Here is a 12,577-nt window from a genome sequence, read left to right as displayed (position 1 = left end):
TGGTCAAAAGTTGATGGAAGACTCCACTCCATCAACTATCAACCATCAACTATCAACCATCTGGGCGGCGCTCGCCCAGATTCCCGACCCGGAGATTCCCGTCGTGAGCATCACGGACATGGGCATGGTGCGGGACGTGACCGTGGGCGACACGGGGCGCGTGACGGTGACGTTCACGCCCACCTTCAGCGGGTGCCCCGCCCTGCACGTCATCCGGGAGAGCATCGAGCAGGCGGTGCGCGACCTGGGTGTGGCGGACGTCGAGGTCAGGAGCACCCTCACGCCCCCCTGGACGACCGACTGGATAGGCGACGACGCACGCGAGCGGCTGCGGCAGTACGGGATCGCGCCGCCCGCCCCCACCGGGGAAGGGCAGTTGATTCAACTGGACGCGGAACCCACCCGCTGCCCCCGCTGCGGCAGCCTGAACGTCCGCATGACCGCCTCGTTCGGCCCGACCCTCTGCAAACGCATGTACGTCTGCGACGCCTGCCGCGAACCGTTTGAAGGGTTCAAGAGCGTATGAATGTGCCAGATGCCCGTACGGCATTAGGACATCTCTGCGACTTCCGTGAGCTACCCGATTATTCGGAATTAATCGGGCGAGTTCAGGCATTCCTTGCCGGTCAACTGCCTCAACACTCTATCTCTGGCGGCTGGGAAGATGGACCTGGGAATGAATACGATTATTGGTGCGAGCCACCCCCTTGATCTTGTTGCATCCATGAAGCTGGAGCATTCGATCAGAACTTGGGTGAGCATACAGGGATTGGATTTCTGCACGTGTTACCTCCAACAACACATCCAAACACTCTCTGGGCAAGCAAGCGAGAAATGAATCAATTTCCAGGACATCAGGTATGCACTGCTGTCTCTCCGGCGTGTTGCGATTTAGGAGATTGGAGTTGTCAGCACCAGTGGTTTTCCTCTGGTGATCATGATGGTGTGTTCGACGTGGGCGGCGATGCCGCCGTCGGTGGTGGCAAGGGTCCAGGCGTCGCGGCGGGTGCGGACGCGGGGGCTTCTGCCGGTGCTGATCATGGGTTCCACGGCGATCACGAGCCCCTCGTGCAGGGGTTTTCTCAGCGCGGGGCGGTAGTAGTTCGGAACGTCGGGTTTCTCGTGGATGGCGCGGCCCACGCCGTGCCCCTGAAGTTCCGGCAGGAGCGTGAAGCCCCGGCGCTGAACCTCGGTCTGGATGGCGCGCCCGATGCCGTTCAGGGGTTGTCCGGCGCGGTTGGCGTTCAGGCCGCGTGCCAGGGCCGCCTCGGCCGCCTCGATGAGGCGGGCGGCGGTGGGGGAGACGGGTGGCACGGCGACTGTGATGGCGGCGTCCGCGACGAACCCGCCGACGTTCGGCGTGACGTCGATGCACACGACGTCCCCCGCCTGAAGCGGGCGGTGGGTGGGCAGGCCGTGCACGATGTCGTCGTTCACGCTGATGAACACGTTCACGGGCGCGCCGTACTCGGCCCGCGGGGCGGAGAACGCCCCGAACTGCGCGAACACCTCCCCGGCCAGCGCGTCCAGTTCGGCGGGTGTGACGCCCGGTTCCACGGCGGCGCGCAGGGTGTCCAGGGTGCGGGCGACGACCTTCCCGGCGAGGGTCATGCCGTCCAGTTCATGCTGCGTGGTGATCGTCATGCGGCAGTGTAAGCGCCCGGTCGGGGGAGTGGGATGATCGCTGAGCTGAAATTGATCTCGCTGGCCGATCACTTGTCGTTCGAGAGTTTCGTGCCGGAGCACCCTGCGGACTTCGGGGTGGAGCTCCGGCTCTACATCGGGCCTGTGGGTGGGGATGCCGCGGATTCCTTCAGCCTGACGGTCTGTTCGCCGGACTGGCTGAGGCGGGAGTGCGCGTCGCAGGGGTTCGTGTGGCGCTGGGATCTGCTGATCGTGGAGGAATTCAATCGGGTGGAGATCGTGCAGGTCTTGCAGCGGATGGTCTCGCGTTGTGTCGGTGAGCTGACTACCCTTCAAAACGGGGCATGAGTGTGCTCAAGGTGCGCCAGGATGCGCCGGACGGATGCAGCAGAAGATCCTGGAGATGATCAAGCCCGAGTCGAAACACAGACACCGTGCGGTGTCCGTGTTTCTTTACTTTGGTAGCTGTTCGACGTGCCACGACCTCGCCCGTCACGCACGCCCAGATGAAGGCGACGCTGACGACCGTCAGGAGCGAAGACACTCGCTCGGGGCGCGTCAGACCCGTATCTTCCAGGTTGAACCCTCTGGTTTTCAACGCGGCGTGCAGATTTTCTGTTTGCCAGCGCAGGGCATACCGGCGCATGTTCGGCAGGGCGTGCCCCCGATACGCCAGGTACAGCATGTCACCGGCTGCGTTTTTCGTGGCCGCCACTCGCAGATTCACACCGTAGATGCGGGTCTGGCGATGCCAGACCCTGACTTCACCCACCTGAAGGTTCTTGAAGACCGCCCAGACCGGCATGCCGTGCGCGCCGATCGTGGCGCGAGCTGGGAGACGAATGCAGGGTGCAATCCCGTGCTGGTCGAGGAATCGAAACCAGTGCTGCCCAATGAATTCACGATCCGCGAGCAGGCACCGGATCTCCCGATCTGGGCAGAGCTTCAGGAAGCGCTCCACGAGCGCTTCCCGGACACAGGAACGACTGGCCCCACCGTGCGGGAGCAGTGTCCACATCAGCGGCAAACTGAACCCGTTCCACACGGCAGAGAGCAGGAGAATATTGACGTCCTGTTGGCCAAGTTTCCAGTTGGTGCGATCGAGAATGAGGTCGACTGGGCCGGGCGGGAGAAAGGACAAGGCGAATCGGGGGAACAGCGCCTCAGGAAACGGGAACTGGACGAACCGGCAGAGCCGCTGATACCGAGTCGTCAACGAGCCCGGGAGGGCGACATGCGTCTTCAGGCTGTACAGGACAACGGTGCGCGCCTGAATGACCGCCAGGATCAGGGCCGTGAAGACGACGAGGCGGCGAGCGTCCACAGGGAAAGCAGACCGCAAGGCGGTCTGCAAGGTATCGTGAGGTGGTCGGCTCCTAAGGGTTTTCATCGCAGAAATACCGTACAGGAGCCGACTTTCTGCTGCCTACTGTGCGTTTTGAAGGGTAGTCAGGTCGGTGAGACCTGGGACATCGTGGTGGCACAACTGGCCCGGCGGATGCAGTGGGAGTTCGACACCTACGCCTGATGCCGCGTGGAACTGGCTTGTCAACTGGAGGAACGTATATGACTCAATCAATGACTTCTGATCTTCTTCGTCCGGCGTCTTACGTGTCTGGTTCGTGGCATGCGAATGCGGATGGGCAGGTGCTCCTGGACGCGGTGTATGGGCGTCCGGTGGCGGTGATTTCGTCGGAGGGCGTGGATTTCGCTGGGGCGCTGGCGTACGGCCGGCGGGCGGGTGGGACGTTGCGGCGCATGACGTTCCACGAGCGGGCGCGGGCGCTGAAGGCGCTGGGGGCGTTCCTGATGGAGCGCAAGGAGGCGTACTACGCGCTGAGTGCGTTGACGGGGGCGACGCGGCGGGATTCGTGGGTGGATATCGAGGGTGGCATAGGGACGCTGTTCAGTTATGCGAGTGCGGCGCGGCGGGAACTGCCGGATGAGCGCTTCTGGCCGGACGGGCGGGTGGAGCGGCTGGGGCGCGAGGGGACGTTCGTGGGCCGTCACCTGCTCGTGCCGCGTGAGGGCGTGGCGGTGCAGATCAATGCGTTCAACTTCCCGGTGTGGGGGATGCTGGAGAAGTTCGCGCCCGCCTTTATTGGTGGGATGCCGAGCCTAGTGAAGCCGGCGCCGCAGACGGCGTACCTGACGGAGCGGGTGGTGCGGGACATCGTGGCGTCGGGCCTGATTCCGGAGGGGGCGCTGCAACTGGTGACGGGGGAGCCGGGGTCGCTGCTCGATCATGTGGAGGAGCAGGACGTGGTGGCGTTCACGGGGTCGGCGGCGACGGCGGCGAAACTGCGGGTGCATCCGGCGATCGTGGGGCGGTCGGTGCCGTTCAATGCGGAGGCGGACAGCCTGAACGCGTCGGTACTGGGCCTGTCGGTGAAGCCGGAGGACCCTGAGTTCGCGCTGTTCGTGCGTGAGGTGGCGCGCGAGATGACCGGGAAGGCCGGGCAGAAGTGCACCGCGATCCGCCGGGCGCTGGTGCCCTCGCATCTGGTGGAGGCGGTGACGGAGGGTCTGCGCCGCGAGCTGGCGAAGGTGACGCTGGGCGACCCGGCGCGCGATGACGTGCGGATGGGCGCGCTGGTCAGTGTGGAGCAGCGCGAGCGGGTGCGTGAGACGCTGGAGAAGTTGCAGCAGGAGGCGCGCGTGGTGATCAGCGGCGAGGCGCAGCTCCTGGGCGGCGACCGCGAGAAGGGCGCGTTCCTCGACCCGACGGTGCTGCTGTGCGAGTCCCCCCTGACGGCGCGCGGGCCGCATGAGCTGGAGGCGTTCGGGCCGGTGGCGACGCTGCTGCCGTACGACTCGCTGGAGGACGCGGTTCACCTCACGAAGCTGGGCCGGGGCTCGCTGGCCGGGAGCATCGTGTCCCATGACCGCGCCGAGGCGACGGAACTCGTGCTGGGCATGGCGAGTTCGCACGGGCGCCTGTTGGTGCTCAACCGTGACAACGCGAAGGAGAACACCGGGCACGGGTCGCCGCTGCCGCAGCTCAACCACGGCGGGCCGGGCCGCGCGGGGGGTGGCTCGGAACTGGGGGGCCTCTCGGCGGTGCGGCATCACATGAACCGCGTGGCGGTGCAGGCCGACCCGACCACCCTCACCGCGATCACGCGGGAGTTCGTGCCCGGCGCCGAAGTCACCGAGGATGTCGTCCACCCGTTCCGCAAGTCCTTCGACGAGATTCAGGTGGGGGACAGCCTCCTCACGCACCGCCGGACCGTCACGGAGGCGGACATCGTGAACTTCGCGGGCCTGACCGGCGACCACTTCTACGCGCACGTCGACGAGATCGGCGCGCGGGAGGGCATCTTCGGGAAGCGGGTGGCGCACGGGTACTTCCTGATCTCGGCGGCGGCCGGGCAGTTCGTGTCGCCAGCAGCAGGGCCGGTCCTGGCGAACTACGGCCTGGAGAACCTGCGCTTCATCGAGCCTGTGGGCATCGGGGACACCATCCGCACCCGCCTGACCTGCAAGCGCAAGATCCGCAAGGACCTGCGCCCCGGCGAGACCCGCCCGACCGGCGTGGTCGAGTGGCGCAGCGAGATCACCAACCAGGACGGCGTGCTCGTCGCCACGTACGACATCCTCACGCTCGTCGAGCGGGCGCGCGACGGGTTCGACCCACCCGCCGAGGAGAGCGGCGTTCAGGCTTAAACCCGGGGCGTGACCGGGGGCGGAGCGAGCAGGACAGGGGACATCGGAATGGCGGTGGAGGGCCTCTGCGGTGCGGTGTCCGCAGGGGCCTGGAACCAGAGTGCTGATGCCCTGTGCAGGGGCGGGGTGCGAGGAGCAGGCCCGCGCGTTCTTCGGGTGTTCCTGGGCCTGACGGAACTCGTGAACCCGGAGGCGTTGCGGCGCAACGGTGGCGTGTGGTTCGGCCTGCTGGACGGGCGGCAGCTGCACGTGGGCGTCGCGCCGGAGTTCGTTCCGCGCTTGCTCCTTCAGGACCGGTCCGCGCACCGGCTGGAGGTCGTGCAGGGCGCGCATCCTGCCCGGATGGTCAAGGTTGGGTGAACCGGTTGGGCGTGTCTGCCCTCGCTGGGGGGTGGTACGGTGAGACACCCGGACAGCCCACCCACTCGATGTGAAGTCTTTTACACTTCAGGCCGGGTGGCGCGGCGTTCGTGGCGACTGGCCGGTCCGGTCCTGAGCACCCCCTGGAGGCTTCATGAACTTCACTGAACTGCTGCATTCCTACTTCGACGAGCCGGCCACCACGGCGCTGGGCCGCGCGGCGGGCCTGGATCCCGCCGCGGCCCGCCGCGCGCTGGAGACCGGCCTGCCCCTGCAACTGGACGCGCTGGCCGCGCAGGCGGGCACGCCCGGCGGGGCGCACATCGCCGAGGCGATCGACAGCCTGCCCCGCTTCGAGAGCGTGCAGGGCGCCCTGAACGAACCGGACGGCGCGCAGAACCTCCAGCAGGCCGGTGAACTCCTGATGCCTGCGCTGCTGGGCGACCGGGGCGGGGACCTGACCCGCCAGGTCGGCGAGCAGGCGGGGGTGGACGCGGGCGGCGCGGGCCGCCTGATGCAGATGAGCCTGCCGCTCCTGCTGAGTCTGCTGGGCCGCTTCGGCGTGACCGCCGGGAACGTCGGTTCGGTGCTGGGCGGCCTGCGCGGCACCCTGGCCGGTGGGCTGGGCACCGTGGCCGGGTTGACGGGTCCCGGGATGTCCGTGCCGGGCCTGGACGTGACGCCCGACGTGGGTGCCGTGACGCCAGCCGCAGTGACCCCAGGGGCAGTGAACCCGGGCGCTGCTGGTCTGGGCGCCGCTGGTCTGGCGGCCCTGAGTGGCCCGGCGCTGCTGGAGTGGCTGCGCGGGCAGTTCGGCGGGAAGACCGCGGACGCGCTGGGTGCCGCCGCCGGGTTCACTGGGGGCGCCAGCGGCCGCGCGGCGCAGGCGGCGCTGCCCGTGCTGCTGGGCGCGTTCGTGCAGCGTGCCGGGACGGACGCCGGCGCGCAGGACCTGCTGGACCGCAGCGCGGCCAGCGCGGACCTGATCGGCGCGGACGGCACCCTGAACACCCGCGTGCTGACCGACCCGGCCGACACGGCCCGCATCGAGGGCCAGGGGCGCGGCCTGCTGGGCAGCCTGTTCCCGAACCTGGATCCGGTCACGGGCCGCCTGGGGTCCGCGCTGGGCGGCAGCGGCGCGAGTGCCGGGCGCCTGCTGGCCCTGATGGCGCCCATGCTGCTGGGCCTGCTGGGCGCCCGCGCCCGCGCCGGTGGCCTGAACGCCGCGGCGTTCAGCGGCCTGCTGGGCGGGCTGGACGGGCACCTCACGGGCCTGCTGCCCGCCGGTCTGGGTAGCCTGGGGGCGCTGCTGGGCGCCGGGGCGCTGACGGGCGCGGCCGCCACGCCCGCCGCGTCTCCGCCGCCGCGCGCGGCCGCTCCGGTCGTCACGACGGCGCCGGTCTCTCCGCCTCCACCGCCCGCCCCTGCGCCGGTCACGACCGGGCGGCGCGGCGGCTTCCCGTGGTGGATCATTCCGCTGCTGCTCCTGCTGGGCCTGGGGGGCTGCTGGCTGGTGAACCAGAACCGCGCGGCGACCCCACCGGCCAGCAGCGCGCAGGCGGCGAGCATCGTGGTGACGAACCCCACGTCCGGCGCGGACCTCCCGGCCGAGCCGTTCACCATGAGCGGCACCGGCCCCGCGAACACCGAACTGACCATCTCGGATGAGGGGCAGGAGGTCGGGAAGGCCACCGTCGGCGCGGACGGCGCGTGGTCGGCTGAACTGCCCGCACCCACGACCGGCGAGCACACGTACAGCGTGGACGGCGGCGGTGGCCGCAGCGAACTGAAGGTGAACGTCACGGACGCCAGCGCGGGCGCCGGGAGCACGGGCACCGATACCGGCAGCACCGACACGGGCAGCACTGACACGGGCAGCACGGACACCAGCGGTACCGACACGGGCGCCGCCGCGGGCACCTTCGCGATCAGTGAACCCGCCGCGGACGCCACGCTGCCCGCCGGGACGTTCACGCTGCGCGGCACCGGCACGGCCGGGCAGGAGGTCGAACTGTTCGAGGACGGCACCAGCCTCGGCAAGATCACGATCGGGGAGGACGGCGCCTGGAGCTTCGACGTGCCCAGCCCCACCGCCGGGGCGCACACGTACACGGTGCGCAGCCCGGACGGCACGGACCTCGGGTCGGTCGCGGCGACCGTCAGCGCGCCCGACGCGGACGCCAGCGCCGCCGACTGCACCAAGGAGTACACCCTGAGCATCACCGACGGGCAGACCGTGAACGAACCCTTCCGCTTCGGCGGGGTCGGCCAGGGCCAGGGGTACAGCGTGACCGTCAAGCGCGGCGAGCGCACCATCGGCACGAAGGACATCCCGCTGGACGCCACCTGCGGCTGGAGCTACCAGAGCAAGCCCGGCGCGGGCCAGATCACCTACGAGGTCCGCCCCCTGGGTGACGCGGCCGCCGCGCCCCTGAGCACCGTGAACCTCACTGTCGGCCAGTAAGGAACTGCCCTCAAGGCCCGCGCCTCCACCCGGAGGCCGCGGGTCTCTCGCTGCGGCCAAGGAAACACCCCCGCGCGGGGCGGGGGCGTCGTCCGTGCAGGCGGGGGTTAGACCGCGAGCACCTGACGGCCGTTGTAGTAGCCGCAGCTGGGGCAGATGTGGTGGCTGAGCTTCTTCGCGTGGCACTGGGGGCACTCGGTCAGGTTGGGCGCGACGAGGGCGTGGTGGCTGCGGCGCATGTCGCGCTTGCTCTTGCTGGTCTTCTTCTTGGGAACGGGGTGTTTGGCCATGTCTGTTCTCCTGGGCCACACGGCGTTTCCCGCCGGGGCGCGATTCTCGCCGGGGGGACCCAGTCGAGACAACAGGGGGGAGTATACCACAGCCTCGCCGATCCGGGACAGTGAGCCGCGCCTCGCTGTTCATGAAGCCGCGTGCCCCGCGCCGGGCCGGGCGCGACCCCGCCCGCCGGGTGCCATCTGGGCTGCGTGAAGCCGCGCCGCCGGAAGGCGTTTTACAGTGGGTGGCGTGCATGAACTCGAGTGGGCGCCCATCACGCTGGAGACCGGCCTGCGCGTCCTGGACCTGATCGGCGTGCTGGCCTTCGCGATGTCCGGCGCGCTGCTGGGCGTCCGCAAACGCTTCGACCTGTTCGGGGTGCTGGTGCTGGGCTGCGTGACCGCCGTGGGCGGCGGCGCGATCCGCGACACGCTGACCGGGCAGACCCCACCGCTGTTCCTGCGGGACGAGACGTACCTGTACGCCGCGCTGCTGGGCTCCGGGCTGGCCTTCGCGTTCGGCACGCGACTGGCCCGCTTCGAGCGGACCCTGAGCATCTTCGACACGGCGGGCCTGGGTCTGTTCGCGGCGTCCGGCGCGCTCGGCGCGCTGAACTTCGGACTGGGCCCGCTGGGGGTGGTGTTCGCCGGGATGCTGTCCGGTGTGGGCGGCGGCGTGATCCGCGACCTGATCGCCAACGAGGTCCCGGAAATCATGTACCGCAGCGAACAGCTGTACGCCACGGCCGCTGCCGCCGGGGCGCTGACCGTGTGGCTGCTGTACCCGCACGTCACGCCGTTCCAGGCGCAGTTCAGCGGCGCGCTGGTCGTGTGGGCGCTGCGCTGGATCTCCCGGCGCGGCTGGGTGCGCCTCCCGGTGCGCCGCCTCCCCGAGGACACCCCGCCGGGCTGAACGGTCAGCGATCCCACCCCCGCGCGGGCGGCGCGGCTGGTACAACGGCAGGCATGATCCATGACGCCCGCGTGCAGGTCCTGCGGCCCGGCACGCCCCGCCGGGAGGGATTCGTGCTGCTGTGGGTGCAGGCCAGCGTCCGCACCCGCGACAACCACGCCCTGGAATACGCCGTGCGCGAGGCCAACCGCCTGAACCTGCCCCTGGTCGCCGTGTTCGGCCTGACCCCCGGCTACCCCGAGGCGAACGCCCGCCACTACGCATACCTGCTGGAAGGCTTGCGCGACCTGCGGATGAACCTCGCTGCGCGGGACGTGCCGCTGCGCGTGACGCTGGGCAGCCCGCCCGAGGTGGCCCTGAACGCGGCAGGGGAGGGCGCGGCGCTCGTCGTGACGGACGTCGGGTACACCCGCCTCCAGCGTGAGTGGCGCGGGTGGCTGGCCGACCGGCTCGACGTGCCGCTGGTGCAGGTGGAATCCGAAGCGGTCATTCCCGTGGGTGTCGTCAGCGGCAAGCAGGAGTACGCCGCGCGCACCATCCGCCCGAAGATCCACCGGCTGTGGCACGACTACCTCGTCCCGCTCGGCGCCCACGACCTGAAACGCCGCGCGCGCGACTGGGACGGCGGCGAGGACGTCACCGATCCCGCCCGCCTCCTGAAGACCCTCCCCATCGACCACAGCGTCCCCCCCGGCGACGAGGAAGGCGGCGAGACCGCCGCGCACGACCTCCTCGAAGACTTCATCACCCGCAAACTCGACGGGTACGACACGCGCCGGAACGACCCCACCATGGACGGCAGCAGCCGCCTCAGCGCGCACCTGCACTACGGGCACCTCTCGCCGCTGACCGCCGCGCTCGCCGCGCGAGAACACCCCGGCCCGGACACCGACGCCTTCCTGGAAGAACTCATCGTGCGGCGCGAACTGAGCTTCAACTACACCACCTACAACCCCCACTACGACCGCTACGCGGGCCTCCCCGCCTGGGCACGCGCCACCCTGGAAGAACATGCCGGGGACCGCCGCGACCACACCTACACCCGCGACCAGCTGGACGCCGCGCAGACGCACGACCCGTACTGGAACGCCGCGCAACGCCAGATGACCCGCACCGGCCGCATGCACAACTACATGCGCATGTACTGGGGCAAGAAAGTCCTCGAATGGACCCCCACCCCCCAGCAGGCCTACGACACGCTGCTGTGTCTGAACAACCGCCACGAACAGGACGGCCGCGACCCGAACTCCTGGGTGGGCGTCGGCTGGGTGTTCGGCCTGCACGACCGCCCCTGGACCCGCCGCCCCATCTTCGGCACCGTGCGCTACATGAACGCCGGCGGCCTGAAACGCAAATTCGACATCGAAAAATACGCCCGGCAGTGGGCGGAATAACCCCCGCTGGGCCTCTCATACGGATTCCGGACGTGGAGTTGGCAGATCGGTGGTGTTCCGATCTGCCAACTCCACGTCCGGAATCCGTTCCTCTCCTACTCGCATCCGCTCGGATTGAACGGCTTTATAAGCCATTCAATCGGAGTCCGTATCAGGTGAGAGGGTCAACCTCCAACGTTCCGCAGAGGTACAGGTGACAGAGAGGACAGTGGGGGCAGGAACTCCAGCCGATTCTCCTGGGCGGCCGGAAGATAGAGCGCACCATCGTTCAACAGCTCTGCCCACCGGACCACGCGCAGCCCATCCAGGCTGCAGCCCCGGCGCTGATCGGGAAGATCACAGGTCACCTGCCGCAGCTGCCCATCAAGGGACCTCATCTGGCCTGTCTGGAGCGCCGCCGCCTCAAAGAGATTGGCTCGCACCAGGGCCTCCAGTTCCCCGGCGGTGGGAACCCGCCCCTTCCAGCGTGTGAGGGACGCCAGCAGGTCATGGTCTCCGGTCACCCCGGGGTAGATCAGGACGACCGGACCTTTGACGTCACGCACCACGCGCTGCGCAGCCTTGCAGAAGACGTCCTCGCGGCCACGTGCGCACAGTTCAATCCACCCGCGTACGGACGAAGGCGAGTGGAGATCCAGCCCCGCCTGCCAGACATAACCACCGATCAACAGCAGCGGCAGGCTGACGATGGTGCCCAGCGCGAGAACAGCAGGTGGCAGGTGCATGGTCTGACCCTACCGCGTGCCTCAGACCGTTCCGTGAGGGTATGAGAGGCCAGCGTGAGGAGCGTGCAACACCCTGACGGGGAGTCCTGAGCATGTACACCCGCTAGAGTCCGCTCATGACCGACGTGGACTCCCTTCCCGCGCAGTACGTGACGAGTGGCGGCGCGCGCGTGTACACGCTCCCGGTGCGCGCCTTCCCGAACTTCCGCGCGAACGCCTACCTGCTCGTGCGTGGCGACCCGCACGCCCCGGCGTATGCGGCCCTGGTGGATACCGGCGGGAGTGGCCCGGACAACCTGGGCGACCTTCAGGCCGGATTGGAGATCGTGCGGGCCGGGTACGGCGAGGCGGTGAGCCTGGACACCCTGAACCGGATCGTGATCACGCACCCTCACCCGGATCACCTGGGTGGCCTGAGCGCCCTGCGGGAGCACACGGACGCGCCCGTGGCGGCATTCCACAGCGCCGTGCCGTTCATCGAGCAGCCGGGCGCGATCCGTGCCGCCTGGCTGACTCTGCCCGATGCGCAGGCGGTCTGGCTGGGCCTGCTGCCCGGCAGCGAACTGGACGACCGCATCCGCCGCCGGGGCTCGAACCTCAGCGTGCCGCGCGCCCTCCCGGTCGCCACGCCCCTGCGCGACGGGGAGGTGCTGGACGACCTGCTACACGTCATCCACACGCCGGGCCACGAGGGGAACCAGATCTGCCTGCGCGTGGACGACGTGCTCCTGAGTGCCGATCACCTGCTGCCGCTGAACTCGCCGCCGCTGATGCCCGCGCGGTTCCTGCCCGGCAGTGGCGTGGCGGCGTTCCTGCACTCACTTGACCGTGTGGAGGCGCTGGACGGCGTGACCCTCGCGCTGGGCGGGCACGACGGCCCCATGCGTGACCCGCGCGCCCGCATCCACGCCCTGCGGGCGCGCACACACGAGAAACTGGACGACCTGCTCGCTGCCTGCACGCACTCCATGACCGTCCACGACCTGCTCCTGGCGCTGCACCCGCGCCTGCGGCCCAGCCAGGCGGTGCTGCTGCTCGACCAGACCGCCGCCCTGACCGAATACCTGACCGCGACGGGCGCGCTGCGCGAGAGCACGCGCGAGGACGGCGCGGCGCTGTTCACCCGCGCGTGAACC

Annotated in this window: 12 protein-coding genes; 8 read left to right on the top strand and 4 right to left on the bottom strand. The window is 69.2% G+C overall.

Annotation, left to right across the window (positions count from 1 at the left end):
- Nucleotides 1–13 precede the first annotated feature (13 nt).
- Entirely contained in the window at nt 14–526 is a 513-nt protein-coding gene (paaD, locus tag DEIGR_RS14815) for a 1,2-phenylacetyl-CoA epoxidase subunit PaaD (RefSeq protein ID WP_058978334.1), read from the top strand.
- Nucleotides 527–891: 365 nt separating this feature from the next.
- Here paaD and map read toward each other — a convergent pair whose 3' ends face one another.
- Nucleotides 892–1,644, bottom strand: a complete 753-nt coding sequence (gene map / locus DEIGR_RS14810; RefSeq protein ID WP_058978333.1) for a type I methionyl aminopeptidase — start codon at nt 1,642–1,644, stop codon at nt 892–894.
- 33 nt (nt 1,645–1,677) lie between these two features.
- Between map and DEIGR_RS14805 the strand changes: the two genes are divergently transcribed.
- Complete coding sequence (locus tag DEIGR_RS14805; protein WP_058978332.1) at nt 1,678–1,992, top strand: Imm8 family immunity protein; 315 nt, start codon at nt 1,678–1,680, stop codon at nt 1,990–1,992.
- Here the strand turns inward: DEIGR_RS14805 and DEIGR_RS14800 are convergent.
- The gene (locus tag DEIGR_RS14800; RefSeq protein ID WP_058975330.1) at nt 1,970–3,034 is read right to left on the bottom strand and encodes an IS4 family transposase; all 1,065 of its coding nucleotides are present in this window, start codon (nt 3,032–3,034) and stop codon (nt 1,970–1,972) included. The genes DEIGR_RS14805 and DEIGR_RS14800 overlap by 23 nt on opposite strands.
- Nucleotides 3,035–3,210: 176 nt before the next feature.
- On the opposite strand from DEIGR_RS14800, the gene paaZ reads away from it, so the two are divergent.
- The 3 genes from paaZ to DEIGR_RS14785 all read left to right on the top strand — a co-directional run bounded on the left by paaZ (nt 3,211) and on the right by DEIGR_RS14785 (nt 8,134).
- Entirely contained in the window at nt 3,211–5,310 is a 2,100-nt protein-coding gene (paaZ, locus tag DEIGR_RS14795; RefSeq protein WP_058978331.1) for a phenylacetic acid degradation bifunctional protein PaaZ, read from the top strand.
- A 126-nt stretch (nt 5,311–5,436) separates the two neighbouring features.
- Nucleotides 5,437–5,670, top strand: a complete 234-nt coding sequence (locus DEIGR_RS14790; protein WP_236704761.1) for a VOC family protein — start codon at nt 5,437–5,439, stop codon at nt 5,668–5,670.
- A gap of 154 nt (nt 5,671–5,824) precedes the next feature.
- Nucleotides 5,825–8,134: a DUF937 domain-containing protein gene (locus DEIGR_RS14785; RefSeq protein WP_058978329.1), complete on the top strand. Its 2,310-nt coding sequence runs from the start codon at nt 5,825–5,827 to the stop codon at nt 8,132–8,134.
- Nucleotides 8,135–8,241: 107 nt separating this feature from the next.
- Here DEIGR_RS14785 and rpmF read toward each other — a convergent pair whose 3' ends face one another.
- Nucleotides 8,242–8,424 (bottom strand): 50S ribosomal protein L32, encoded by a 183-nt coding sequence (rpmF, locus tag DEIGR_RS14780; RefSeq protein WP_046843905.1) that lies wholly within the window; start codon nt 8,422–8,424, stop codon nt 8,242–8,244.
- Between the two features lie 235 nt (nt 8,425–8,659).
- Here rpmF and DEIGR_RS14775 point away from each other — a divergent pair, with 235 nt between their 5' ends.
- Nucleotides 8,660–9,322 carry a trimeric intracellular cation channel family protein gene (locus tag DEIGR_RS14775; RefSeq protein WP_058978328.1) on the top strand — a complete coding sequence of 221 codons (663 nt, stop codon included), beginning with the start codon at nt 8,660–8,662 and terminating at the stop codon, nt 9,320–9,322.
- Nucleotides 9,323–9,375: 53 nt separating this feature from the next.
- A complete protein-coding gene (locus DEIGR_RS14770) occupies nt 9,376–10,716 on the top strand; it encodes a deoxyribodipyrimidine photo-lyase (RefSeq protein ID WP_058978327.1) in 1,341 nt (446 codons plus the stop codon).
- Nucleotides 10,717–10,880: 164 nt separating this feature from the next.
- Here DEIGR_RS14770 and DEIGR_RS14765 read toward each other — a convergent pair whose 3' ends face one another.
- A complete protein-coding gene (locus DEIGR_RS14765) occupies nt 10,881–11,441 on the bottom strand; it encodes a hypothetical protein (RefSeq protein WP_058978326.1) in 561 nt (186 codons plus the stop codon).
- A 116-nt stretch (nt 11,442–11,557) separates the two neighbouring features.
- Between DEIGR_RS14765 and DEIGR_RS14760 the strand changes: the two genes are divergently transcribed.
- Nucleotides 11,558–12,574 (top strand): MBL fold metallo-hydrolase, encoded by a 1,017-nt coding sequence (locus DEIGR_RS14760; RefSeq protein ID WP_058978325.1) that lies wholly within the window; start codon nt 11,558–11,560, stop codon nt 12,572–12,574.
- Nucleotides 12,575–12,577 lie beyond the last annotated feature (3 nt).

Origin of the sequence: Deinococcus grandis, assembly GCF_001485435.1 — a bacterium.
GTDB lineage: Bacteria > Deinococcota > Deinococci > Deinococcales > Deinococcaceae > Deinococcus > Deinococcus grandis.
Note: the sequence above shows the minus strand (reverse complement) of the source record. Positions and strands in the feature narration are given on the sequence as shown.

Excerpts from the sequence above, each read along its gene's own strand:
- paaD (WP_058978334.1), top strand. The coding sequence starts at position 14 with ATGGAAGACTCCACTCCATCAACTATCAACCATCAACTATCAACCATC.
- map (WP_058978333.1), bottom strand. The coding sequence starts at position 1,644 with ATGACGATCACCACGCAGCATGAACTGGACGGCATGACCCTCGCCGGG.
- DEIGR_RS14805 (WP_058978332.1), top strand. The coding sequence starts at position 1,678 with ATGATCGCTGAGCTGAAATTGATCTCGCTGGCCGATCACTTGTCGTTC.
- DEIGR_RS14800 (WP_058975330.1), bottom strand. The coding sequence starts at position 3,034 with ATGAAAACCCTTAGGAGCCGACCACCTCACGATACCTTGCAGACCGCC.
- paaZ (WP_058978331.1), top strand. The coding sequence starts at position 3,211 with ATGACTCAATCAATGACTTCTGATCTTCTTCGTCCGGCGTCTTACGTG.
- DEIGR_RS14785 (WP_058978329.1), top strand. The coding sequence starts at position 5,825 with ATGAACTTCACTGAACTGCTGCATTCCTACTTCGACGAGCCGGCCACC.
- rpmF (WP_046843905.1), bottom strand. The coding sequence starts at position 8,424 with ATGGCCAAACACCCCGTTCCCAAGAAGAAGACCAGCAAGAGCAAGCGC.
- DEIGR_RS14770 (WP_058978327.1), top strand. The coding sequence starts at position 9,376 with ATGATCCATGACGCCCGCGTGCAGGTCCTGCGGCCCGGCACGCCCCGC.
- DEIGR_RS14765 (WP_058978326.1), bottom strand. The coding sequence starts at position 11,441 with ATGCACCTGCCACCTGCTGTTCTCGCGCTGGGCACCATCGTCAGCCTG.
- DEIGR_RS14760 (WP_058978325.1), top strand. The coding sequence starts at position 11,558 with ATGACCGACGTGGACTCCCTTCCCGCGCAGTACGTGACGAGTGGCGGC.